The organism is Pontibacter toksunensis (assembly GCF_042686245.1).
GTDB lineage: Bacteria > Bacteroidota > Bacteroidia > Cytophagales > Hymenobacteraceae > Pontibacter > Pontibacter toksunensis.
Window position 1 is genome coordinate 60381 of record NZ_JBHUOX010000003.1, and the last position, 22241, is coordinate 82621.

General features: G+C 49.9%; 20 protein-coding genes. 9 read left to right on the forward strand and 11 right to left on the reverse strand.

The window, feature by feature from the left end; translation table 11 throughout:
• Positions 1 to 77 precede the first annotated feature (77 nt).
• Positions 78 to 1250 carry a chromate efflux transporter gene (chrA, locus tag ACFS7Z_RS05110; RefSeq protein ID WP_377481886.1) on the forward strand — a complete coding sequence of 391 codons (1173 nt, stop codon included), beginning with the start codon at positions 78 to 80 and terminating at the stop codon, positions 1248 to 1250.
• Positions 1251 to 1310: 60 nt separating this feature from the next.
• Here chrA and rfbA read toward each other — a convergent pair whose 3' ends face one another.
• From rfbA to prmC, 4 genes are all read right to left on the reverse strand, one after another.
• On the reverse strand, positions 1311 to 2171 hold the full coding sequence (gene rfbA, locus ACFS7Z_RS05115) for a glucose-1-phosphate thymidylyltransferase RfbA (protein ID WP_377481889.1): 861 nt from the start codon (positions 2169 to 2171) through the stop codon (positions 1311 to 1313).
• A gap of 120 nt (positions 2172 to 2291) precedes the next feature.
• Positions 2292 to 3341 (reverse strand): dTDP-glucose 4,6-dehydratase, encoded by a 1050-nt coding sequence (gene rfbB / locus ACFS7Z_RS05120; protein ID WP_377481891.1) that lies wholly within the window; start codon positions 3339 to 3341, stop codon positions 2292 to 2294.
• A gap of 1 nt (position 3342) precedes the next feature.
• Positions 3343 to 4377 carry a UDP-glucose 4-epimerase GalE gene (galE, locus tag ACFS7Z_RS05125; RefSeq protein ID WP_377481894.1) on the reverse strand — a complete coding sequence of 345 codons (1035 nt, stop codon included), beginning with the start codon at positions 4375 to 4377 and terminating at the stop codon, positions 3343 to 3345.
• Between the two features lie 161 nt (positions 4378 to 4538).
• Positions 4539 to 5393, reverse strand: coding sequence for a peptide chain release factor N(5)-glutamine methyltransferase (gene prmC, locus ACFS7Z_RS05130; RefSeq protein ID WP_377481897.1), 855 nt, complete (start codon positions 5391 to 5393; stop codon positions 4539 to 4541).
• Positions 5394 to 5593: 200 nt separating this feature from the next.
• Here prmC and ribD point away from each other — a divergent pair, with 200 nt between their 5' ends.
• The gene (gene ribD, locus ACFS7Z_RS05135) at positions 5594 to 6637 is read left to right on the forward strand and encodes a bifunctional diaminohydroxyphosphoribosylaminopyrimidine deaminase/5-amino-6-(5-phosphoribosylamino)uracil reductase RibD (RefSeq protein ID WP_377481899.1); all 1044 of its coding nucleotides are present in this window, start codon (positions 5594 to 5596) and stop codon (positions 6635 to 6637) included.
• A gap of 69 nt (positions 6638 to 6706) precedes the next feature.
• Positions 6707 to 7189, forward strand: a complete 483-nt coding sequence (locus ACFS7Z_RS05140) for a GAF domain-containing protein (RefSeq protein WP_377481902.1) — start codon at positions 6707 to 6709, stop codon at positions 7187 to 7189.
• 181 nt (positions 7190 to 7370) lie between these two features.
• Here ACFS7Z_RS05140 and ACFS7Z_RS05145 read toward each other — a convergent pair whose 3' ends face one another.
• The 4 genes from ACFS7Z_RS05145 to ACFS7Z_RS05160 form a co-directional block, all read right to left on the reverse strand.
• A complete protein-coding gene (locus tag ACFS7Z_RS05145; protein WP_377481905.1) occupies positions 7371 to 8054 on the reverse strand; it encodes a phosphatidylserine decarboxylase family protein in 684 nt (227 codons plus the stop codon).
• A gap of 122 nt (positions 8055 to 8176) precedes the next feature.
• Positions 8177 to 9451, reverse strand: a complete 1275-nt coding sequence (locus ACFS7Z_RS05150; RefSeq protein WP_377482541.1) for a Glu/Leu/Phe/Val family dehydrogenase — start codon at positions 9449 to 9451, stop codon at positions 8177 to 8179.
• A 92-nt stretch (positions 9452 to 9543) separates the two neighbouring features.
• Positions 9544 to 10371: a phosphatidate cytidylyltransferase gene (locus ACFS7Z_RS05155; RefSeq protein ID WP_377481908.1), complete on the reverse strand. Its 828-nt coding sequence runs from the start codon at positions 10369 to 10371 to the stop codon at positions 9544 to 9546.
• A gap of 41 nt (positions 10372 to 10412) precedes the next feature.
• Positions 10413 to 11390: a CPBP family intramembrane glutamic endopeptidase gene (locus ACFS7Z_RS05160; RefSeq protein WP_377481911.1), complete on the reverse strand. Its 978-nt coding sequence runs from the start codon at positions 11388 to 11390 to the stop codon at positions 10413 to 10415.
• Between the two features lie 53 nt (positions 11391 to 11443).
• On the opposite strand from ACFS7Z_RS05160, the gene dusB reads away from it, so the two are divergent.
• The 3 genes from dusB to ACFS7Z_RS05175 all read left to right on the forward strand — a co-directional run bounded on the left by dusB (position 11444) and on the right by ACFS7Z_RS05175 (position 15646).
• The gene (gene dusB, locus ACFS7Z_RS05165; RefSeq protein WP_377481914.1) at positions 11444 to 12439 is read left to right on the forward strand and encodes a tRNA dihydrouridine synthase DusB; all 996 of its coding nucleotides are present in this window, start codon (positions 11444 to 11446) and stop codon (positions 12437 to 12439) included.
• 196 nt (positions 12440 to 12635) lie between these two features.
• Positions 12636 to 13475 carry a DMT family transporter gene (locus tag ACFS7Z_RS05170; RefSeq protein WP_449301446.1) on the forward strand — a complete coding sequence of 280 codons (840 nt, stop codon included), beginning with the start codon at positions 12636 to 12638 and terminating at the stop codon, positions 13473 to 13475.
• A 176-nt stretch (positions 13476 to 13651) separates the two neighbouring features.
• Positions 13652 to 15646, forward strand: coding sequence for a Na+/H+ antiporter NhaC family protein (locus ACFS7Z_RS05175; protein WP_377481917.1), 1995 nt, complete (start codon positions 13652 to 13654; stop codon positions 15644 to 15646).
• 76 nt (positions 15647 to 15722) lie between these two features.
• Here ACFS7Z_RS05175 and ACFS7Z_RS05180 read toward each other — a convergent pair whose 3' ends face one another.
• Both ACFS7Z_RS05180 and ACFS7Z_RS05185 read right to left on the reverse strand, forming a co-directional pair.
• Positions 15723 to 16658 carry a GNAT family N-acetyltransferase gene (locus ACFS7Z_RS05180; protein WP_377481920.1) on the reverse strand — a complete coding sequence of 312 codons (936 nt, stop codon included), beginning with the start codon at positions 16656 to 16658 and terminating at the stop codon, positions 15723 to 15725.
• Positions 16659 to 16721: 63 nt separating this feature from the next.
• Positions 16722 to 17903, reverse strand: a complete 1182-nt coding sequence (locus ACFS7Z_RS05185; RefSeq protein ID WP_377481923.1) for an ATP-binding protein — start codon at positions 17901 to 17903, stop codon at positions 16722 to 16724.
• Between the two features lie 112 nt (positions 17904 to 18015).
• Here ACFS7Z_RS05185 and hemA point away from each other — a divergent pair, with 112 nt between their 5' ends.
• The gene (gene hemA / locus ACFS7Z_RS05190) at positions 18016 to 19290 is read left to right on the forward strand and encodes a glutamyl-tRNA reductase (protein ID WP_377481926.1); all 1275 of its coding nucleotides are present in this window, start codon (positions 18016 to 18018) and stop codon (positions 19288 to 19290) included.
• 136 nt (positions 19291 to 19426) lie between these two features.
• On the opposite strand, the gene ACFS7Z_RS05195 is transcribed toward hemA, so the two are convergent.
• On the reverse strand, positions 19427 to 19735 hold the full coding sequence (locus tag ACFS7Z_RS05195; protein ID WP_115566850.1) for an ArsR/SmtB family transcription factor: 309 nt from the start codon (positions 19733 to 19735) through the stop codon (positions 19427 to 19429).
• 127 nt (positions 19736 to 19862) lie between these two features.
• Between ACFS7Z_RS05195 and ACFS7Z_RS05200 the strand changes: the two genes are divergently transcribed.
• Together ACFS7Z_RS05200 and ACFS7Z_RS05205 are read left to right on the forward strand one after the other, a co-directional pair.
• Complete coding sequence (locus tag ACFS7Z_RS05200; protein ID WP_377481930.1) at positions 19863 to 20936, forward strand: anhydro-N-acetylmuramic acid kinase; 1074 nt, start codon at positions 19863 to 19865, stop codon at positions 20934 to 20936.
• A gap of 71 nt (positions 20937 to 21007) precedes the next feature.
• Positions 21008 to 22234: a Glu/Leu/Phe/Val dehydrogenase dimerization domain-containing protein gene (locus tag ACFS7Z_RS05205; protein ID WP_377481933.1), complete on the forward strand. Its 1227-nt coding sequence runs from the start codon at positions 21008 to 21010 to the stop codon at positions 22232 to 22234.
• The last annotated feature ends 7 nt before the right edge of the window (positions 22235 to 22241 follow it).

Genomic DNA, 22241 nt, shown 5'->3' on the forward strand with positions numbered 1-22241 from the left:
ATCTATAAAAGTAAAAAAGCAATATTAAAAAGAGAGATAGTTAAAAGCTGTCTCTCTTTTTTTACTTTTATGCCCACATGAGTTTGCGCTACTATATCTTTCTCAGAGATGTTCTGATTCTGGCCCTCACTGCTTTCGGGGGGCCGCAGGCGCATGTTGCTATGATGTTCAAGCTGCTCGTGGACAAGCACCGCTACATAACGGAGAAGGAACTGATAGAACTCAATGCCTTATGCCAGATTCTGCCCGGCCCCACCTCTACCCAAACCATTACGGCCATAGGCTTCCGGATTGGTGGCCCTAACCTGGCCTACCTCACCCTGTTTGTCTGGATTACACCTGCTGCCACTATCATGGCGCTGGCGGCACTGGGAATCTCCTACCTGCAGGAGCAGGGCATATCGCTCGATTTCCTGCGGATTATCTTACCCATGGCCGTGGGCTTTGTGGCCTACGCTGCCTATGTGATCAGTACGAAAGTGGTGCATACAAAAACAGCTATTGTGCTCCTGGTCATTTCCGCTATACTTGTTTACTTTTTCTCGTCACCCTGGGTTTTTCCTGTTATGCTACTTGTAGGAGGCGCTGTTACAGCCTTGCGTTTCAGGCAACAGCCCATGGAGGAAAACAAGCAGCTGCGCATAGAGTGGGCTAACTTTATCCTGTTTGTAGGAGTGCTGGTAACGGCAGCGGTGTTAGGGGCAGCTACTACTTCGTTGCCCGTGCGGCTCTTTGAGAACTTTTACCGGAACGGCACCCTCGTATTTGGAGGCGGGCAGGTGCTTATCCCCTTGCTCTACACGGAGTTCGTTGACTTTAAGCATTACCTCACCGGTGAAGAGTTCTTGTCCGGCTACGCCATTGTGCAGGCGCTGCCAGGACCTACTTTTTCTTTTTGCTCTTTTGTGGGCAGCCTGGCGATGCGGCAGTATGGGGTGTCAGGTCAATTGCTGGGCTCTTTTGTGGCTACCGTCGGCATTTTTCTACCGGGCACCTTTCTTATCTTCTTTGTCATTCGGTTCTGGGACGAGCTGAAGAAATACAGGGTGGTGCGGGCCTCGCTGGAGGGAATCAGCGCCGTAAGCTCCGGCATGGTAGTGGCAGCAGCCATACAGCTGTATCACCCCATTGAAAACACGCCCCTGAACTTCGGCATTGTAGTAGCCACTTTCTGCCTGCTCCTGTTCACAAAGATACCGGCACCCGTGCTCATCCTGACAGGCCTTTTACTTGGAATCATAATATATTAAACAGAAACGCCCAGCTAAGTTTCCTCAGCCGGGCGTTTCTGTTTAACCTGTTGATGATGCTTACTTCAGAATATTAAGCAGGTACTCGCCGTAGCCGCTCTTTCGCAATGGCTCCGCTACGCGCTGCAGTTGCTCCGCATTTATAAAACCCATGCGGTAGGCTACCTCCTCAATGCTGCCGATTTTCAGCCCCTGCCGATCTTCTATGACCTGCACAAACGTAGCAGCCTGCATCAGCGAAACAATAGTCCCTGTGTCGAGCCAGGCAGTGCCTCTGTCTAGGATGCCCACTTTCAGCTTGCCCTGGCGCAGGTACTCTTTGTTCACGTCTGTGATTTCATATTCGCCGCGGGCACTTGGCTCCAGGCTCTTCGCTATTTCTACCACATCATTATCGTAGAAGTACAGGCCAGGCACAGCGTAGTGTGACTTTGGCTGCTTCGGCTTTTCTTCAATAGAGATAGCCTTGTTGTTCCCATCGAACTCTACCACGCCGTAGCGCTCCGGGTCCTGTACATGATAGGCATACACCACACCACCATCCGGATCGTTGTTGGCCTGCAGCAGCTTACTCATGCCGGAGCCGTAGAAAATATTGTCGCCCAGTATCAATGCCGCTTTATCACGCCCTATGAAGTCCTCTCCAATCACAAAGGCCTGCGCCAACCCGTTTGGTACTTCCTGCACTTCATAACTGAAGTTACATCCAATCTGGCTGCCATCCCCCAGCAGGCGCTCGAACAGCGGCAGGTCGTGCGGTGTAGAGATAATAAGAACATCTCTGATACCAGAAAGCATGAGCGTAGACAGCGGATAATAAATCATCGGCTTATCATACACCGGCATCAGTTGCTTGCTAACCGCAATGGTTAATGGGTGTAAACGTGTACCGGAGCCCCCGGCAAGTATAATTCCTTTCATGCTTTTTTTGTTGGTTGCTGATAGTTGATTGTTTTAAAGTTATCAACTATCAACATCTATATACTTATATCATTTGTTAATTGCTCTTCGAACAATTAACAATTCCTATCTTATGCGGCCTTAGCGGTTATCGTATTGATCCTCGTAATAGCTTTGGTAGTTACCGGAAGTTACGTTCTCCAACCAGTCCGTATTTTGCAGGTACCAGTCAACCGTTTTGCTGAGTCCTTCCTCAAAGGTTACAGATGGTTTCCAACCCAGCTCGCTCATCAGTTTAGAAGAGTCAATGGCATAGCGCAGGTCATGGCCGGCACGGTCCTTTACATACGTTATCAGCCTGCGCGAATGCCCCTGCTCCCGGCCCAGTTTCTCATCCATCTGGTCGCAAAGCAACTCTATCAGGTCAATGTTCTTCCACTCGTTCACGCCGCCGATGTTATAGGTCTCCCCTACTTTTCCTTCGTGGAAAATCACGTCTATGGCGCGAGCATGGTCGATTACGTACAGCCAGTCGCGCACGTTCTCACCCTTGCCATATACCGGCACAGGCTTCTCGTTGCGGATGTTGTTTATAGCCAGCGGAATCAGCTTTTCCGGGAAGTGGTTCGGGCCGTAGTTGTTCGAACAGTTCGATATTTTAACAGGCAGGCCATAGGTGTGGTAATACGCCCGCACAAAATGGTCTGAGCTTGCCTTGGAAGAAGAGTATGGTGAGCGTGGATCATAAGCTGTTTCCTCTGTAAACAAGCCTTCTTCGCCTAATGAGCCATACACTTCATCAGTAGAGATATGATAGAACACATGGTCCTGCAGGTTGTCCGCCCACTGCTTACGGGCTGTGTTCAGCAGGTTTACTGTGCCGATCACGTTGGTGTATACAAAAGCCAGCGGGTCTGTGATAGACCTGTCCACATGCGACTCCGCCGCCAGGTGAACCACGGCATCAAACTGATGTTCTGCAAAAATCCCATCTATATAGGCGGCATCCACAATATCCCCCTTCAGGAAGGTATAGTTCTCCTTGTCCTCTATATCCGTCAGGTTTGCCAGGTTACCGGCATACGTCAGCTTATCGAGGTTAAAAATCTGGTAGTTCGGATACTTGTTCACAAACAAGCGCACCACATGAGAGCCGATGAAACCGGCACCGCCCGTAATTAATATTTTCATGCTATTTTTTAGATTTATCTTGAAGGGAAAGCTGCCAGTCCCAGGCGCTCTTCATGGCCTCATCGAGGCTGCTGGTAGTCTTGAAACCTAATTCTTCAGTGGCTTTGGTTACATCGGCATAAATCTTAGGCACGTCACCGGCACGGCGCGGGCCAATCTTATAATTCAGCTTCTCGCCGCTTGCGCGCTCAAAAGCTTTTATAGCCTCCAGCACGGTGTTTCCCTGGCCTGTGCCTACGTTAAAGAACTCTATAGACGCCACCTTACCTTCCAGCATTCTTTCTACTGCCACCACATGTGCCTTGGCAAGGTCCACCACATGTACGTAGTCGCGGATGTTGGTGCCATCCGGTGTGTCGTAGTCATCGCCAAAAACAGTTAATTGTTCCCGGATACCTGCGGCTGTCTGGGTAATGAATGGCACCAGGTTGCTTGGAACGCCCAGCGGCAGTTCGCCTATTTTAGCTGACGGATGTGCTCCGATAGGATTGAAGTAGCGCAGAGCGATGCTCCTGATACTGCTGCCACTGTTGGCCAGGTCTGTCAGGATCTCCTCGCAGATTTTCTTTGTGTTACCGTACGGAGAGTTTGCTTTCTGCACCGGTGTCTGCTCGGTTACCGGCAGGCTTTCTGGTATGCCATATACGGTGCAGGAAGAAGAGAACACGAGGTTGCTTACCTTAAACTCTCCCATCACCTGCAGCAGCGCCATAAGAGAGCCTACATTGTTGTGGTAGTACTTTAGCGGCTGCTCCACCGACTCCCCTACCGCTTTGTATGCTGCAAAGTGGATAACCCCCGCAATGTTCTGCTCCTGCTCAAACACGTCTCGCAGTGCGGCAACATCCGTGCAATCGATGCGGTGGCACGGCACACTGCGGCCCACTATTGCCGCGATGCCTGCCAGGGCGCTTTCCTCTGAATTGGAGAAGTTGTCTATGATGACAGGCTCGTAACCTGCCTCTACCAGTTCTACCACCGTATGCGACCCTATATAACCCGCACCTCCGGTAACAAGTATTTTTTCTTTTGCCAAAGTACTATTCTTTAAGTTAAAGCTTGATTCACTATTATCGCCATTGTTATTAAAGGCTCTTTTACCTTACAGACGGGCTAACTACGTAGGTTCTTCCTGCAAAGGTACATATTTGCACTTTTTATACAACTCACTACTCCTCATGCACATTAAGCCACGAATTATTTCACAGCCCGCACCATGCGGTTTTTGCCAAAGAGGTCCTGCACCACCGCTGCCTCTGCAAATCCAGCCTCCAGCAGCAGTTCCTGTACCAGCTTTCCATAGCGCTCATTTATTTCAAAGTACAATTTACCCTTTTCCTTCAGTAGCTCTTTTGCTACTGCTGTTATTCTTCTGTAATATTTCAGCGCATCTGTGTCAGGTACAAACAGCGCAAGGTGCGGCTCGTACTGCAGCACGTTCGGGCGCATCAGCTGCTTTTCTTCTTCCAGCACATAAGGCGGGTTACTTGTGATGACATCCAGAGACCCGGCAGCTATACCCTGCACCGGCTCAAAGACATCCTGCTGCAGCCACTCTACCGGCAGCATGTATTCTTCAGCATTGGCTTTTGCCACTTCCAGCGCTCCAACCGAGATCTCAAGCCCATACGCTTTTACCGCCGTCAGGTTCGCCACCAGCGCCAGCGGTATGCAGCCGCTCCCGGTACAGATGTCCAGCACCTGTAGTCCCTGCTGCCCCTTATGCTCCTTCAGCACCAGGTCTACCAGTTCTTCCGTCTCTGGCCTCGGAATCAGCACCCGCTCGTCTACCTGCAGTTCCAGACCATAAAAATGCGCCACTCCCAGCACATACTGCACAGGCTCCTGCTGTTGCAAACGCACTATTGCCTCCTGCACCTTCGCCTCCTGCTCCGGGTTTACCGGCTCCTGCTGCTGCAGGCTCAGCTGTAAGCGGGACTTCTGCAGCACATGCTCCAGCACCAGCTGTGCAATGGCCCCTGCTTCAGGTTCCGGATAGGCATCACGTATCTTTTGCCGTATAAGTTGCTGAACTTCCTGGATAGTGGCCACAGATATGCTTTCTTTGGATTTTGGTATCTTTGCAAAAGTAATTCTTTTGAGTTAGAGAGTTAAAAAGTTAGAAAGTTAAAGAGTGAATACTGGAGATATATTTCGTAGTCTAAACTTGCCCTCATGCACTCTCTAGCTTTCCAACTAAAACAGTTTTTACTTTCACGCTCAAACAATTCTCTAACTTTCTAACTTAAATCATGTCTGAAGAACTGTACATGCGCCGCGCACTTGAACTGGCCAAACTGGGCAGCGGCTTTACCTATCCGAATCCGATGGTAGGGTGCGTGGTGGTGCACGAGGGGCAGATTATAGGTGAAGGGTGGCACAAGCAATATGGAGGGCCACATGCGGAGGTGAATGCCATTGCCGCAGTGGAAGACAAAAGCCTGCTGCCGAAGAGCCGGGTGTACGTGACGCTGGAGCCTTGCTCGCACTTCGGCAAAACACCTCCCTGCGCCGACCTGCTGGTGAGCAGTGGCGTGAAAGATGTGGTGATTTGCAATACTGACCCGAACCCGCTGGTGTCGGGCCGCGGCATCAAGAAGCTTTTTGACGCCGGAGCGCTGGTAAAAGTAGGAGTACTGGAGGAGGAGGGCCTGGAGCTGAACAGACGTTTTTTTACCTTTCTCAGCCACAAGCGGCCGTTCATCCTACTGAAATGGGCAGAGACAGCTGACGGTTTCATAGCTGCCGCCAACTATAAACAGGAGCAGATTAGCGGTAAACAGGCACAGCGGCTGGTGCACAAATGGCGTTCTGAAGAGCAGGCTATCCTCATCGGCAGCCGTACGGCACTCTACGATAACCCGCGGCTGAACACCCGCCTCTGGGCTGGCAAAAGTCCTTTACGGGTGGTGATAGATAAAAACCTGCTGCTACCCGAGCACCTGCACCTGTTCGATAAAACCCAGCTAACGGTGGTGTATAATTATCAGAAGCAGGAAGAGCAGGAGAACCTACATTATGTTCAGTTACAGGACCAGGAACCCATGCTTCCGCAAATCATGCAGGACCTGCACCAGCGCAATGTGTTGTCGGTGATGGTAGAAGGCGGCACGTTTTTGCTCGAAAGCCTGCTGCAGGCTAACCTCTGGGATGAGGCTCTGGTTTTTAAGAGCCTGCACAAAACGCTGCCTGCTGGCATAAAGGCTCCGGGTATGGCTTATGGGCAACTACAGGACATTCAAACTTTAGGCCCTGATCAGTTGTTCCGCTACCGCAATAATTCATTTACCATTTAACAGGAGATGACCTCACTTCATACTTCTGATCATTCAGTCAATCAAAATTCAGTTATTTAAAATTCACCTATGGCAGAATCACTTTTAGTTGATGCAAACCTCAGCAAAGAGGAAAAATATAAAGCACTGGTACCACAAATCGAAGCACTGGTAACAGGCGAAACAGATCTCATTGCAAACATCTCAAACCTGGTGGCTGCCCTTCGGCAGGGCATGGGCTTCTTTTGGGTAGGCGTGTACTTTAACAAAGAGGGAGAGTTAGTGCTGGGCCCTTTTCAAGGACCAGTAGCCTGCACCCGTATACCTTATAACAAAGGCGTGTGCGGCGCCTGCTACACCCGCCAGGAGACAATACTGGTACCTGATGTTGAAGCATTTCCCGGCCATATTGCCTGCAGCAGCGATTCTAAGTCAGAGATTGTGGTGCCTGTTATTAAAGACAGGGAAGTAAAGCTGGTGCTGGATGTAGACAGTGACAAACTCAACGACTTTGACGAAACAGACCAGAAGTACCTGGAGCAACTGATGAAGCTGGTGGAAGGCTGGTATTAGATTTTGTTAATCGTTTTTCGTTGCTCGTTATTCGCAATGTTACCTCTCGCAGGTTTTGCGTAGCGTAGCTTGCGGTAGAAACAAGTAGAAATAAAAGGAAGGCCGCTGCAGTTCATGTCTGTAGCGGCCTTCCTTTTTATCGTGATACGTATGTCGTGATACGGGATACGCAAAAGCTCGCTTACCCAAAGAAAGTCGGCGGCTCGGTCTTCAACTGGGCGATAACCGTCTGGCCGCCTTTGGTTTTTTGGCCGAGTTCTACTTTGATGTCAGTATCAAGGGGCACGAATACGTCTACGCGGGAGCCGAACTTGATAAAGCCGAACTCCTCGCCCTGGCTTACTTCATCTCCTTCGTTTACATACCACACAATGCGGCGCGCCATCGCTCCGGCAATCTGGCGGAAGAGTACTTCAGGTCCGGCAGTAGATTCTACCACCACTGTGGTGCGCTCGTTCTGCGTGCTCGACTTCGGGTGCCAGGCCACAAAGTAGTTGCCGGGGTGATACTTGAAATATTTTACGATGCCTGAAACCGGGTTCCGCGTGATGTGCACGTTTATCGGCGACATGAAAATGGATATTTGCTTGCGCTTGCCCTGGAAGTACTCCGGCTCCTCTACCTCTTCAATTACCACCACTTTACCATCGGCAGGAGCCGTGATCAAATCTTCGTGCAGCAGCAGGTTGCGGTAAGGGCTACGGAAGAACTGGAGAATCAGCAGAAAAAGCACGGCAGAAACAGCTGAGAAAATTTTGTTAAAGGTACTGTTCCCAGCGTTGAAGTAGTAGAGCAACAGGTTGAGCACTACTAAAACCAACAAGGTAATAAATAAAATTCTCCGTCCTTCTTTATGAATCTTCATCCGTATTTTGGGTTATCCGCAGGCACTGTCTATTTAACAATAGCCCATCCATTTTGGTGGATGGGCTATTATCCTGCTCCAAAAATAATAAACTTACGTTTATTGTTATAAAAATTTAATATTTAGAATCCACCACGATACTTATACGTCATCGCCACTTTATCGATTGCTACGATATACGCGGCTATACGCATGGGTACGTTATATTTCTGTGAAGCGGCATACACCCGCTCAAAGGCCTCGTTCATGATGCGCTCGGCACGCTCATTTACGCGCTGCAACGTCCACTTAAAGCCCATGCGGTTCTGCACCCACTCAAAGTAAGAAACTGTTACACCACCAGAGTTCGCCAGGATATCCGGCACCACCATGATGCCTTTCTCGTTGATGATGCTGTCGGCTTTATAAGATGTCGGGCCGTTGGCACCCTCCACTATCAGGCGGGCCTGTATCTTGTCCACATTATGAATGGTAATAACATCTTCTACGGCAGCAGGCACCAGCACATCCACTTTGGCAGTCAGCAGCTCATTGGGATCCATCATTTCAGCGCCTTTATAACCTTCCAGGCGGCCATTATGTTCGTTCTTATACTCGATGGCCTCCTCAATGTCAATGCCGTTGTCGTTCCAGTAGGCTCCGCTCACGTCGCTGATACCCAAAATCTTCACCCCGCGTTCTGCCATTAGTTTAGCAGCCCATGCCCCTACGTTTCCGAAGCCCTGTACCACGGCAGTAGATTTACTTGGATCCATACCCAGTTTGTCCATGGCAGCCATGGCAGATACCATTACGCCACGGCCTGTAGCCTCTACGCGGCCTAGTGACCCACCCAGTACAAGCGGTTTTCCTGTAACCACCGCGTGTTCAGTGGAGCCTCTTGTTTTAGAGTATTCGTCCATTAGCCAGGCCATCTCGCGGGGACCCGTACCCATATCCGGAGCCGGAATGTCACGATCCGGGCCGAAAATATCTATAAGTGAATTCGTGTAAGCTCTGGTTAAGCGCTCTATCTCACCGGCAGACATCGAGTAAGGGTCGCAGATGATACCGCCTTTGGCACCGCCGTAAGGTATGTCTACCACGGCACACTTCCACGTCATCCAGGCAGCAAGGGCTTTCACCTCATCCAGGAACACGTCCGGCGCATAGCGGATACCACCTTTTGAGGGGCCAAGTATGTTGGAGTGCATCACCCGGAAACCTTCGAATACACGCACTTTCCCATCATCCATCGTGACAGGAATATTTACAATTACCTGGCGGGTAGGCGATTTCAGGACGTTATATACTTCCTCATCCAGCCCCAGTACCTCAGCTGCAACGTTAAAACGCGACATCATCGACTCAAACGGATTCTCTCTGTCCTTGATCGGTGCAGGCTCTTTATATAGCATCATCTACTATGTATAATTTATAGTGAGTAATCAATTATGCGGCAAAGTTGATAATATTACTTGCAACCTCCTAAAGGCCGCGTGCAATTTTTTTAGAAGATTTTAAGGAAGGCAATGATGAAGGGGATTGCCATTAAGAGGCTGTCGAAGCGGTCCAGCAGCCCACCGTGGCCCGGCAGCAGGGTACCGGAGTCTTTTACGCCCAAGCTGCGTTTCAGCATGGATTCTGAAAGGTCGCCCAGCACCCCAAACACAGAAACAATGATGGCTACGCCTACCCACTGGTACACTTGCAGGTCTAAAAGGAACAGCGACAGCACATAGCCTACTCCTATAGAAAAGAGCGTGCCGCCAATCCATCCCTCCCAGGTTTTACCAGGCGAGATGCGCTCGAATAGTTTGTGTTTCCCGAAGTTCTTACCAGCTATGTAGGCACCCGTATCGGATGCCCAGATCAGCAGCATCAGGCCCAGAATAGGCTGCCAGGTATATTCTCCCTCCAGGTAAGCCAGCAGGTGCAGCAGCCCGAACGGGCCCGCCACATACACCACGCCTACTATAGTAAAGGCAATGTTGGTGAATGGCTGTGGCCGCTTGCGGTAAAGCTCATAGATAAAAATTAAAAAGAGCACCGGCAGCGACAGGTACAGCAGTTCGCCCGGCATTAGCTCTGCCTGCACCAGAAACATGGACACAAAGAACAAACCGCCCAGCACGAACCCGATGCCACGGTTAGCATGTATGCCCTGCACGTGCACCATCTTGTAAAACTCCGCTATACCCAGGAGCGTGAGCCCCAGGAAAAGCAGAAAAAAAGTCCATTCGCTATAGCAGATACTCCCTATGAAAACCGCGGCACCCAGCACCCCGACAATGATACGTTGACTTAAATTACTGAGGGTGTCTACCTTTTTTCTCATGAATTGCTCTTGTGCCGGCGGGGCGACAGCTCGTGTTTTGTTTAGGAGTTATAGTGGTGGCTCTGCTCTTCTTCCGTGACCTCTGTTGCACTTTCCGGACGAACCGGCAAGCCGGAGAACCGCTGGTACAGAAAATATATTACAGCTGCACTCAAAATCAAGGAAATCGCTATTGCATATAAAGGCATGGCCTCCGTGCTTTCTATATCGGCCTCTATGGTGCGGGTCTGGTTCAGGTACAGCATGAACACGGTGAAGCCGTTGTTCACAAAGTGCGCCACGATTGGGATGATGATCCGGCCCGACCAAAAATATAAGTACCCGAACAAGGCACCAAGCAAAACCCTCGGAAAGAACCCGAAGAACTGCACATGGATAGCGCCAAAGATAATAGCCGCCAGCCAGATAGCTACATGCGGGTTCCCTAACCAACTGAGAAACTGCCGCTGCACAATGCCCCGGAACACCAGTTCCTCGCCAACAGCGGGTATAACGGCAAATACCACCAGGCCTATCAGCAGGCTGCTCACAGTATCGAACCGTGTGATGAGCTTCATAACTTCCGCCAGGCTATCTTCCTGCTCGCGTGCCCACCGCTCAAATCCTTCCATAAAGTCAGGGAAATTGAGGTTGGCGTTCCAGTTGATGATAGCGGAGTTGGCAGGCATGATGAGAACAACCAGCAGGCCGCTCAGCAACACCAGTAGAAAGGACGGAGAAACTTTCCAGCTTAAGTAACTGCTGATATCGTACCCCAAGACTCTGAGCAGAATAAGTGGACCTATGATAAAAGAGATGAACTGCAGCACCCCTTGCAGCAGCAGCATCACGTTCGGCCCCTGCGGATGCGAGGCAGGGTTAGCAGCCACATCCATCAGCTCAAAAATACCAACTCCAAAGAACCAGTCGGCAAGCAACGTAACGAGGAAGGTGGCCACAAAGTAACCTCCTATCATAAATGCCAGCAGCAGTAATATTACCCAAAATGGGTGCAGACCTTTGGAGATGAAACCTTTCATACAGAAGATTAGGTTTAATTGACGTAAATTTACGCGAAAAAATAGATTTAGCTGTGGTAAAGATAGCGAACATAGAGTTGGGTGAGTTTCCGCTGCTGCTGGCACCAATGGAAGACGTGAGTGATCCGCCGTTCCGGAAGGTGTGCAAGGCGAATGGCGCAGACTTAATGTATACGGAGTTTATATCATCGGAGGGTTTGATTCGTGATGCGGCAAAAAGCATACAGAAGCTCGACATCTTCGACTATGAGCGGCCAGTTGGAATCCAGATATTCGGCTCCGATATTGAGTCGATGCGGGAGGCAGCGATTGTCTCCTCGCAGGCCGGCCCCGACCTGATAGACATTAACTATGGCTGCCCGGTTAAGAATGTGGCCTGCAAAGGTGCCGGCGCTGCCCTGCTCCGCGACATTCCGAAGATGGTGAAGATGACGGAGGAGATCGTGAAGGCGACGCACCTGCCGGTAACCGTTAAAACGCGCTTAGGCTGGGACGAAGAAACTAAATATATAGTGGAAACCGCCGAGAGGCTGCAGGACATTGGCATACAGGCCCTTAGTATACACGGCCGCACCCGCGTGCAGATGTACAAAGGCGAGGCTGACTGGAGTCTTATTGCTGAAGTAAAGAATAACCCGCGCATGAAGATCCCTATCTTCGGCAACGGCGACATTGACTCACCGCAGAAGGCGCTCGAGTACCGCAACAGGTATGGCGTAGACGGCATTATGATTGGCCGCGCCAGCATCGGCTATCCCTGGATCTTCAACGAGATCAAGCATTTCATGAATACGGGAGAGGTGCTGCAGGGGCCAACGCTGGAGGAGCGCGTGGAGGTTTGCCGCCAGCACTTTACGCACTCGCTGGAGTGGAAGGGCGAAAAGCTAGGAATTTTTGAGATGCGCCGCCACTACACAAACTACTTCCGCGGGCTGCCGCACTTTAAGCCGCTGCGCATGCGCCTGGTGCAGTCTGAAGACATCAATGAGATCTATGACACGCTGGAGGAGATTGCGCAGACGATGAGCTACGCCGAAGTTGCGGGCTAGAGAGTTTCCAAATTAAGGGGTCGGAGTTTCTGATTTACTTTTTGGACTCTCCAGCCCTTCTTGATTTGCACCGGGCTTTGTAGGCTTTTGCCTTCACCTATTTACTTTCCCACACATAATCGCTTTTCATATCAAAACTGCCACAAAACCTGCTGAGGAAAACACGACCATTCCTGCGCTTGCCTGGTTTCTGGTCATAATCCTGGCTTTAATCTGGGGTACCTCTTTTATTCTGATAAAGAAAGGGCTTGTTGTTTTTTCTTCGGATGAGCTGGGAGCGTTGCGTATTTCCATTGCCTGCCTGAGCTTATTGCCCTGGGCTTTCAGGCACCTGCGGCAGGCGGAGCCACGCCACTGGAAGTTCCTGTTTGGCAGCGGCTTGCTGGGTAATTTATTTCCTGCTTTTCTTTTTGCCTATGCCGAAACGCACCTGGCCAGTGGCCTGGCAGGCGTCCTGAATTCTCTTACCGCCCTTTTCACTCTGCTTATTGGTGCTTTCTTTTTCAGCCAGCGCATTACCTGGATGCGCATGCTCGGCATCCTGATAGGCATAGCGGGCACAGCTGTTCTTATTTTCTCGGGCAGTGGCCGCGCCGATTTCAACAATACCTTTTATGGCCTGTACATTGTGCTGGCCACTATCTGCTACGGCGGCAGCGTGAACATCATCAAGCACAGGCTACAGGGTATGAAGCCCTTTGCTATGTCGAGCTTGGCGCTGTTAACGGTAGGGCCTGTGGCTTTTGTATACCTGTTTACCACTAATGCGGCTGATAAACTGCAACATACGCCGGGTGCCTGGGAAGCACTGCTATACATTGCGATACTCGCTGTGTTCAGTACCGCTGTTGGCTTGGTGCTCTTCAACAAGCTCATCCATATCTCCACCACCCTCTTCGCCAGTTCCACCACTTACCTTATACCTATTGTGGCGCTGATGTGGGGAGTGCTGGACGGCGAGACGATTCAGTTATGGCACTACATCGGCATGGTCATTATACTGGCAGGCGTGTTTATTGTAAACAGAGCTAAGTAGCCCCTGCAGCATTACTGCAGGGGCTGTTTCTTTTGAAAACACTATTCCGATTAGCACGTCTTCGTAAGCAGGTCCCCAAAGAGCCCCTGTTTCCCTTTCCGCTGCAAGGCAGCCCGTTTCCTAATGTCGGAAATATTTACTTACTTGAAGGTTTGTAAAACACGGTATGCCCATAAATGAAGCTATATAAGCCCCTCTTGAGCCTGATGCTGCTCCTGCTGTTGTGTTTCCAGGCGCAGGCGCAGGAACCAATAGACAAGGCCGCGATTGAAGAGCTCACCCTGCAGGCAATTAACGACACTGCCTTTACCCTCCGCACCACCAATGAGGTAGGCAATTTGGTAAAATATACAGGTGTGCTGCCGCTCCGAATGAACGGGGAACTGCAGGAAGTAGCTTTTGTCGAAGGCGAAACCGTGCTTGCACTATCCAAGGCCGCTGCCCTTGTACAGGTAACCGCTAACTTAGGCACCCACACCATCGCCCGACTCTACAAACTGGACGCAGAAGCTGACGGAGGATTACGTGAATTCCCAATGTGGCTGTCTATTCTTCCTCCGCTCATCGCGATTGTGCTGGCGCTCATTTTCAAGGAAGTACTGCTGGCATTGTTTGCCGGTATCTGGGTAGGCGGCTTTGTTATCTATGGCTTAACCTTCAAGTCTCTTTTTACTGGCCTGCTGGCTGTTGGCGACACTTTTCTGATGGAAGCGCTCACAGACGGTGACCACGTTTCAGTAATTTTATTTTCAATGCTGATTGGCGGCATGGTAGCCATCATTTCTAAAAACGGCGGCATGGCTGGCATTGTGAACCTGCTTTCCCGGTATGCTAAATCTGCCAAAAGCTCTCAGGTAGTGACGTGGGCGTTGGGATTGGCTATCTTCTTCGACGACTATGCCAACACTCTTATTGTAGGAAACACAATGCGCCCGGTTACGGACGGCCACAGAGTATCGCGCGAGAAGTTGGCTTATATTGTAGATAGCACGGCGGCCCCGGTAGCAGCCATTGCTTTTGTAACCACCTGGGTGGGCGCAGAGTTAGGCTACATTAAGGATGCCGCCACATCGCTGGGTATAGAAGAAGGAGCCTATTCGCTGTTCTTTCACTCGCTGGAGTATGCTTATTACCCGGTGCTGACGCTGGTATTTATGCTGATGCTTATTCTCATGAACCGTGATTTCGGCAGCATGCACCGTGCAGAAGTACGCGCCCGCACCACCGGCGCCGTTACCTCTGCCAGCACAGACACAAAAGGCGAAGCACGGCAACAGCAGGAGATGGCAGAGTTTGAGCCGGTCGACGCAACCCGCACACGTGCCGTGAATGCCCTGCTGCCTGTGCTGGTGGTTATTTTTGGAACGCTCGCGGGGCTGCTTTACACAGGCTACAACCCCGACACATGGGCTGACCCTGGCCTTGGCTTTATTAGGAAACTCTCTATTACCATTGGAGACTCTAACTCTTATGTCGCCCTTATCTGGGCATCACTTTCCGGTGTTATTGTGGCGGTTATACTGACGGTGAGCCAGCGTATCATGAGCCTGACGGAAACAATGGAGTCTTTAGTGGTGGGCTTTAAAACGATGCTCCCTGCTATCCTTATCCTGGTGCTGGCCTGGTCTTTAGCAGCGGTAACACAACAGCTTTATACAGCCGAATACCTGACCTCTCTCTTCTCTGGTAATATTTCCCCGTACTTCCTGCCCGAGATAACCTTCTTCTTAGCAGCTATTATCGCATTCTCCACCGGCTCCAGTTGGGGCACTATGGCCATCCTGTACCCGCTGATGCTGCCTGCTGCCTGGTATGTGTGTCAGATGCAGGGCTTTACACTGGAAGAAACGATGCCGATTATCTACAACGTTATCTCTGTTGTGCTGGCGGGTTCTGTTTTTGGCGACCACTGCTCCCCTATTTCCGACACCACCATACTAAGCTCTCTGGCATCCGGCTGCAACCACATTGACCACGTGAAAACACAGTTGCCATATGCTGTTACTGTAGCCCTTGTTGCAAACATCGTCTGCACGAACTTATCGACACTAGGTGTGCACTGGCTGTTGGTTTACCTTATAGGGGCTGGCATACTCTGGGGTTTTATCAGGTTATTTGGCAAGAAAAACGAAGTGAAAGAAGTACCTGCCGCAGAAGCAGAAGTGGTTTAAGCAGACAAAAAGAAAGGCTGCTCCATACAAGAGCAGCCTTTCTTTTTATAATATCTTAAGCTTGTAATATCTACAGCTAAAATATCAGCTCATAAAAATCATGCACCACTGTGCGGGCACCGTAGCTTTCTTTATTCCGAACCAGACCCTGGTTCAGGTACTGCCCCTGTTCATCAGTGGAGATGCCAAAGTCAAAATACTTTTTGTGTGGGTATACCTCTGTTAGCAAATGGTCAACCAGCGCATCCATTGCACCCAAGGCCCTGCCTTTAGCCGTAGTGCTCATATACTGGCAGTGTGCCACAGTAGCTGTTTCATATAGGATAACGCCTGCCACCATCACATCCTCCTGACGAGCCTCAAACAGTTTAATATTTTCCGGGAAGCGGGAAGAGAGCAGTGCCATCTCTTCTGCGGTATGCACTGGTAATTTATTGTACTTCTCCTGAAGCAGCTCCTGCTCTACCTGCATAAACTGGCTGTAATCCTGCGACACCTGTACCTGTAATTGCGCCCGCTTTGCCTTCTTTGCCTCCCATCTTCTCTGCCTGTTATAGCCAACAGGCTGCGCCAGCTCTATCACCGAACTGACATCGCGCCTGTACAGCTTGGCATTGCAACGGAACAAGGCATATAGGTCCTCCTCTGCCGGCACTTGGTGGTATATGTGGGGAATCGTCTTGTACAGCATCCGCTCAAATCCCCTTGCCTTCAAGTATACCTTCACCGCCTCAAACACCTCCAGCATTACATGTACCTTCATGCGGTTATCGCTGATGATTCCCCCATAGGTCAGGCCGCCATGCGAGTGTACCTCCTGCCCTACCTCGTTGGCGGGAAGCAAAGCAATTAACCTGCCTTTGCGGTAAAAAAGCAGCGAATGGTCCGTGAACCTGTCGGCGTGATACTCCATATAATCACGGTGCAGCAGAAAGGTGCCATTCCGGGAACCTGCCACAAAGGCATTCCAGACAGCTTTGTACTCCGAACTATACTTTATTACTTCAACCATTCTTCAGAAAAGGCGCTACTGGATGAAAGACAAAGGACTAAAGAAACCATTACTTTCTAACTCCTATCGGTTCAGCACAATCCTGAACGTGGTGCCTTTACCAACCTCCGACCATTTCACATAAAGCCTGCCTTCGTGGTAGTTATCGATGATGCGCTTTGCCAGTGCCAGCCCCAGTCCCCAGCCACGCTTTTTAGTTGTGAAACCCGGCAGGAAAACAGTATCTATTTTGCTTTTAGGAATTCCTTTGCCCGTATCGGTGATATCCACGGCAATGCTGCTTTTCCCCAGCAAGGAAAGGTGTATATCTATATTGCCTCTGCCTTCCATAGCATCCACGGCGTTCTTGCAGATGTTCTCAATCACCCAATCGTAGAGCGAAACGTTCACCTTGGCGGTAATGTCCGGAGAGAAAGAAGAAGTGACGGAAAAAATAACCTTGCGGGAAATGCGGTTCTGCAGGTAGTTGATAGCGTTTTCCGTTACCTGCAGCAGATTTTCATCGCGGAGCAGCGGCACTGAACCAATGTTGGAGAAACGCTCCGTTATTATCTCCAACCGCCGTACATCCTTGCCCAGTTCATCTATAATAGGCTCATTCTCGAACTTCGGGCTTGACTTGATGTATTCGTACCACGCCATTAACGAGGACAGCGGCGTGCCCAACTGGTGCGCTGTTTCTTTGGCCAGCCCTACCCATACCCTGTTCTGCTCGGCACGGCGGGAGTAGCTGAAGGCGAAGTAAGCCATAGAGGCAAAGCAGGCAATAACGATGAGCTGCACGTAGGGGTAGTAGCGGAGTTGGGAGAGCAGCGCTGAATCTTTATAAAATACATAGTTGACAGACCCCTCGTCCCAGGGCACCACAATGGGTGCATGCTGCGTTTTCATTTTCTCAATTTCGCGCTGCAGCAGTGCATTTATTTTATCTGTATCTCCCGAAATGTTTTCCGGAATATTTATGTTCTTAGAATCAAGGATATTCTCATTCTCGTCTGTCAGGATAACAGGCACTGTGTTGTTGGAGGAAAGGATCTCCTCTTCAATAAACACAATATTATCATCGCTGGGCGCATTGATCATATAGCGCAGGCCCTTAGCATAAAGTTGGACAAGTTCCTGCTCCCGCTCCGACAGCCTGCTGACCAGAATATTGGTATACGTTATAGTAGCTGCACCAATAATAAGGGCGATGATAACAAAAATAAGCTTTATCCTGTTCTTCTGGGAGTAAATGGGAATCATGCAGATTACACGAAATTTATTTGAAATTAGTATAAATTAGACATTGAGTGCAAGTAAGTTTTATTTTAACCAATTGAAGCGTAACTTTGCACTCCAGTAGACACACGTTATTATGCTTCAGAATTTCAAAGCAATCAGCTTGTCTTATAAAAAAGCACCGCTGGATATCAGGGAACTGATTGCCTTAGATGAAACTTCCTGCAGGCTATTCCTACAGACGCTCAAAAGCTTTATACAGGCTTCTGACATTCTGGTGCTTTCTACCTGCAACCGCACCGAAGTTTATTATAATGCCGACGATGACCACAGCACAGAGATTGTAAAGCTGCTGGGTATCACCAAAGGCATGGAAAACATCTCCCAATATTTAGACTACTTCACCATCCTGACAGAGCACGATGATGCCGTACAGCACCTGTTTGATGTATCCATGGGGCTGGAGTCGCAGGTGGTGGGCGACATGCAGATCTCTAACCAGGTGAAGCAGGCTTACCAGTGGGCTGCCGACAATGAAACTGCCGGCCCGTTCCTCCACCGCCTGATGCACACGATCTTCTTCACGAACAAGCGCGTAGTGCAGGAAACCTCCTTCCGTGATGGTGCTGCCTCTACCTCTTATGCCGCCATTGAACTGATTGAGGAACTGACTGCAGATGTGGCTGAGCCAAGTATACTCGTAGTAGGCTTAGGTGAAATTGGCGCCGATGTGTGCCGCAACCTGAAGGCCAGTGGCTTTAAGAAAGTAAAAATCACCAACCGTACGCAGGCAAAGGCGAAAGCGCTGGCAGAAGAGTGCGAAATGGAAGTGGTGCCGTTTGAGAATATTGTGCAGGGCATGAAGGAGGCAGATGTTATTATCTCGTCTGTTGCCCGCGAAACGCCTTTCTTTACCAAGGAGATGGTGAAGCGCCTCAATGTACTGTCGTTCAAGTTCTTTATTGACCTGTCGGTGCCGCGCAGTGTGGAAGCAGAGGTAGAAACAGTGCCTGGTGTGCTGGTGTACAACATCGACACCATACAGAACAAGGCTTCTGAGGCATTGCAGCTTCGCATCAATGCTGTCCCGAAGGTGAAAGAAATCATAACAGAGTCTATCGACCAGTTCAACGACTGGTCGAAGGAGATGATGGTGTCTCCAACCATCAACCGCCTGAAGAGCGCCCTGGAAACTATCCGGCAGGAGGAGATGGCGCGCTACATGAAAAAGCTAGGCCCGAAGGAGACCCAGCTCGTAGATAGCATCACAAAATCTATGATGCAGAAAATCATAAAGCTCCCGGTGCTGCAACTCAAAGCGGCCTGTAAGCGCGGCGAGGCAGAGACACTGATCGACCTGCTGAACGACCTGTTTAACCTGGAGAACCAGCCAGTAGACTCAAATCAATAAATTGGGTGAACAGCCCCTTTTTCTTAGTTAAAATAAAAGCCTAAGGCCCCCGCAAACTTCATGTTTAAGTTAGATGCGGAGGCCTTAGGCTTTTACTATACATGCCATGGCTGCAACCATATGTAGTAGTCAGCTACTAAATATCAACGCAGCACTCTTCCAGACAGTCGATCACATCGATCAGTTTCGGGATTGCAAGTGAGTAATAAATTTTCGTTCCCACCTTAAACGAGGACAAAACGCCCTTGTCTTTCAGCGTGATGAGGTGCTGCGATGCAATAGCCTGGGGCAGATCTAACTGTTTATATATCTCAGTAACAGTCATTTTATCTTCCTTTCCAAGCAAATCTACTATCGCCAATCTCTTTGGGTGGGCCAACACCTTCAGCATGGCCGCTGCCTTATCTATCTTCTTAGATTCTACTCTTGATAATAAACTTTTCATAATTAATAATTATACCTTACAGTTTCTATAAATCGATTTACATTCTAGTTCTTATTCATATTCAGATATATACGAAGCCTACGCTATTTAGCTGACATACAGTACATAGTATTTACTACTTTTGATAATGGACACTTCATACAAAGTTATCGGTCTCATGTCGGGCACCTCCCTGGACGGGCTCGATATTGCATATTGTACGCTTACGTATAACGACGAAAATTGGATATATAAAATACTACATACTAATACATTAACATATTCAGATATTTTAATTGAATCTCTCCGTGATATTGAGAATTCCAATGCCCTGGAACTCATACGGCTACACCATTCCTTCGGAGAGTATATAGGACTACAAGTTCAAAGATTTGTACAACAACACGAAATCCGGCCTGATTTTGTTGCCTCCCATGGTCATACTATTTTCCATCAGCCGGAAAAGCACATCTCTTTCCAGTTGGGAGACGGAGCTTACATTGCTGCCAATGCCGGGCTGCCCGTAGTCAGTGACTTCCGGACACTGGACATTGCCCTAGGTGGTCAGGGCGCTCCGCTCGTACCCATCGGTGATGCGCTGCTATTCCCCGAATACGACTACTGTATTAACCTTGGAGGCATTGCCAATGTTTCTTACAATCAAAACGGCAAGCGGTTGGCATTTGATATATGTGCCTGTAACATGTTGCTAAACACACTGGCAAATAGTGTTGGGAGCGCCTATGATAACAACGGGGAGATGGCAGAGGCTGGCACCCTGCAGCCGGACCTGCTACAGCAGCTGAATGCCCCGGCTTATTTCTCTGAACCGGCTCCAAAGTCATTGGGGAAGGAGTGGGTACTGGAACATAGCCTAAAAGCTCTGGCAGCCCATGAGGCTCCTGTACCGGATAAGCTGCACACTACCTGCCACCACATTGCCGTTCAGATAAAGCAGGCGCTGCCAAAGCTGCATGAAGGGCAGCACAGGGTGTTGCTAACAGGTGGCGGCGCCTTTAACATATATCTGGTAACATTACTGCAGGAGCACCTCGGTGAGCAGTACAAGGTTGAGGTTCCGGAGCCGGAGGTGGTGTCTTTTAAAGAAGCCCTGATATTTGCCTTCCTGGGAGCCCTGCGCTGGCGCGGAGAGCACAACTGCCTCCGCAGTGTAACGGGTGCCTCCCAGGACAACATCGGGGGAGCTATCTACCTCTGCTAAACTACCTTTACCTGTACGCTCTGATCTTATTTCGTACCTTTGCGAAACGTTAGCACAGACGAACAGAACACATGAAAGACTTACTTGAAAAGTTTGAAAACAAACAGCCTGAGATTGTTTTTGAATGGAAAGATTCTGAAACAGAAGCGGAAGGCTGGGTCGTAATAAACTCTTTACGGGGAGGTGCAGCAGGTGGAGGCACCCGCATGCGCAAGGGCTTGGATAAACGCGAGGTGGAGTCGCTGGCCAAAACGATGGAGGTCAAATTCACTGTGTCCGGGCCTGCTATCGGCGGCGCCAAATCAGGCATTAATTTCGACCCTGCCGACCCGAGAAAGCGCGGCGTGCTGGAGCGCTGGTACAAAGTGGTTATTCCACTGCTGAAGAACTACTATGGCACAGGCGGCGACATGAACGTGGACGAGATACACGAGGTCATCCCGATTACAGAGGACTATGGCCTCTGGCATCCGCAGGAGGGTATTGTGAACGGTCATTTCAATGCTACCGAGCCGCAGAAAATAAATAAGATCGGGCAGCTGCGCCAGGGCGTAGTAAAAGTAATTGAGGATCCTCATTATTCCCCGTCCACCGCCCGCAAGTATACCATCGCCGACATGATTACGGGTTACGGGGTTGCGGAGTCTGTACGTCATTTCTATACTATCTGGGGAGGCCAGTTTGAGGGGAAGAGAGCTATCATACAGGGATGGGGGAACGTAGGTGCATCGGCGGCCTATTACCTTTCCTCCAAGGGCGCCCGTATTGTCGGCATCATCGACAGGGTTGGCGGACTGATAAGGGCAGAGGGCTTCTCTCTTGAGGAAATCACGGAAATCTTCCTGAGTCGCCAGGGCAACACCCTAAATCCAGAGGGGCTACTTTCTTTTGAGGAGGTGAACAAACGTATCTGGTCGGTGCCCGCCGAGATATTTGTGCCTGCCGCTGCCTCCCGTCTTATATCCCGCGCACAGGTAGAGCAGATGATCAGCAGCGGCATGGAAGTGATATCTTCCGGTGCCAACGTACCTTTCCAGGACCCAGAGATTTTCTTCGGCCCGACCGGTGAGTTTGCTGACAGCAAACTGGCCGTGATCCCTGACTTTATTGCCAACTGCGGCATGGCCCGGGTGTTTGCCTACCTGATGGAGAGTGAAGTAGAAATAACGGATGAGGCTATCTTTACTGACATCTCTGCCACTATTCGCAACGCCTTGGAAAAGGCACACGAAAAGCATGCACAGAAAACAGACATCGCAAAAACTTGTTTTGAAATAGCACTGAGTCAGCTTCTATAAATGGATT

Bases quoted from the DNA above. Each gene is read 5' to 3' on its own strand.
- chrA (WP_377481886.1), top strand. From the start codon at position 78: ATGAGTTTGCGCTACTATATCTTTCTCAGAGATGTTCTGATTCTGGCC.
- rfbA (WP_377481889.1), bottom strand. From the start codon at position 2,171: ATGAAAGGAATTATACTTGCCGGGGGCTCCGGTACACGTTTACACCCA.
- rfbB (WP_377481891.1), bottom strand. From the start codon at position 3,341: ATGAAAATATTAATTACGGGCGGTGCCGGTTTCATCGGCTCTCATGTG.
- ribD (WP_377481899.1), top strand. From the start codon at position 5,594: ATGTCTGAAGAACTGTACATGCGCCGCGCACTTGAACTGGCCAAACTG.
- ACFS7Z_RS05140 (WP_377481902.1), top strand. From the start codon at position 6,707: ATGGCAGAATCACTTTTAGTTGATGCAAACCTCAGCAAAGAGGAAAAA.
- ACFS7Z_RS05145 (WP_377481905.1), bottom strand. From the start codon at position 8,054: ATGAAGATTCATAAAGAAGGACGGAGAATTTTATTTATTACCTTGTTG.
- ACFS7Z_RS05150 (WP_377482541.1), bottom strand. From the start codon at position 9,451: ATGCTATATAAAGAGCCTGCACCGATCAAGGACAGAGAGAATCCGTTT.
- ACFS7Z_RS05155 (WP_377481908.1), bottom strand. From the start codon at position 10,371: ATGAGAAAAAAGGTAGACACCCTCAGTAATTTAAGTCAACGTATCATT.
- ACFS7Z_RS05160 (WP_377481911.1), bottom strand. From the start codon at position 11,390: ATGAAAGGTTTCATCTCCAAAGGTCTGCACCCATTTTGGGTAATATTA.
- ACFS7Z_RS05175 (WP_377481917.1), top strand. From the start codon at position 13,652: ATGAAGCTATATAAGCCCCTCTTGAGCCTGATGCTGCTCCTGCTGTTG.
- ACFS7Z_RS05180 (WP_377481920.1), bottom strand. From the start codon at position 16,658: ATGGTTGAAGTAATAAAGTATAGTTCGGAGTACAAAGCTGTCTGGAAT.
- ACFS7Z_RS05185 (WP_377481923.1), bottom strand. From the start codon at position 17,903: ATGATTCCCATTTACTCCCAGAAGAACAGGATAAAGCTTATTTTTGTT.
- hemA (WP_377481926.1), top strand. From the start codon at position 18,016: ATGCTTCAGAATTTCAAAGCAATCAGCTTGTCTTATAAAAAAGCACCG.
- ACFS7Z_RS05195 (WP_115566850.1), bottom strand. From the start codon at position 19,735: ATGAAAAGTTTATTATCAAGAGTAGAATCTAAGAAGATAGATAAGGCA.
- ACFS7Z_RS05200 (WP_377481930.1), top strand. From the start codon at position 19,863: ATGGACACTTCATACAAAGTTATCGGTCTCATGTCGGGCACCTCCCTG.
- ACFS7Z_RS05205 (WP_377481933.1), top strand. From the start codon at position 21,008: ATGAAAGACTTACTTGAAAAGTTTGAAAACAAACAGCCTGAGATTGTT.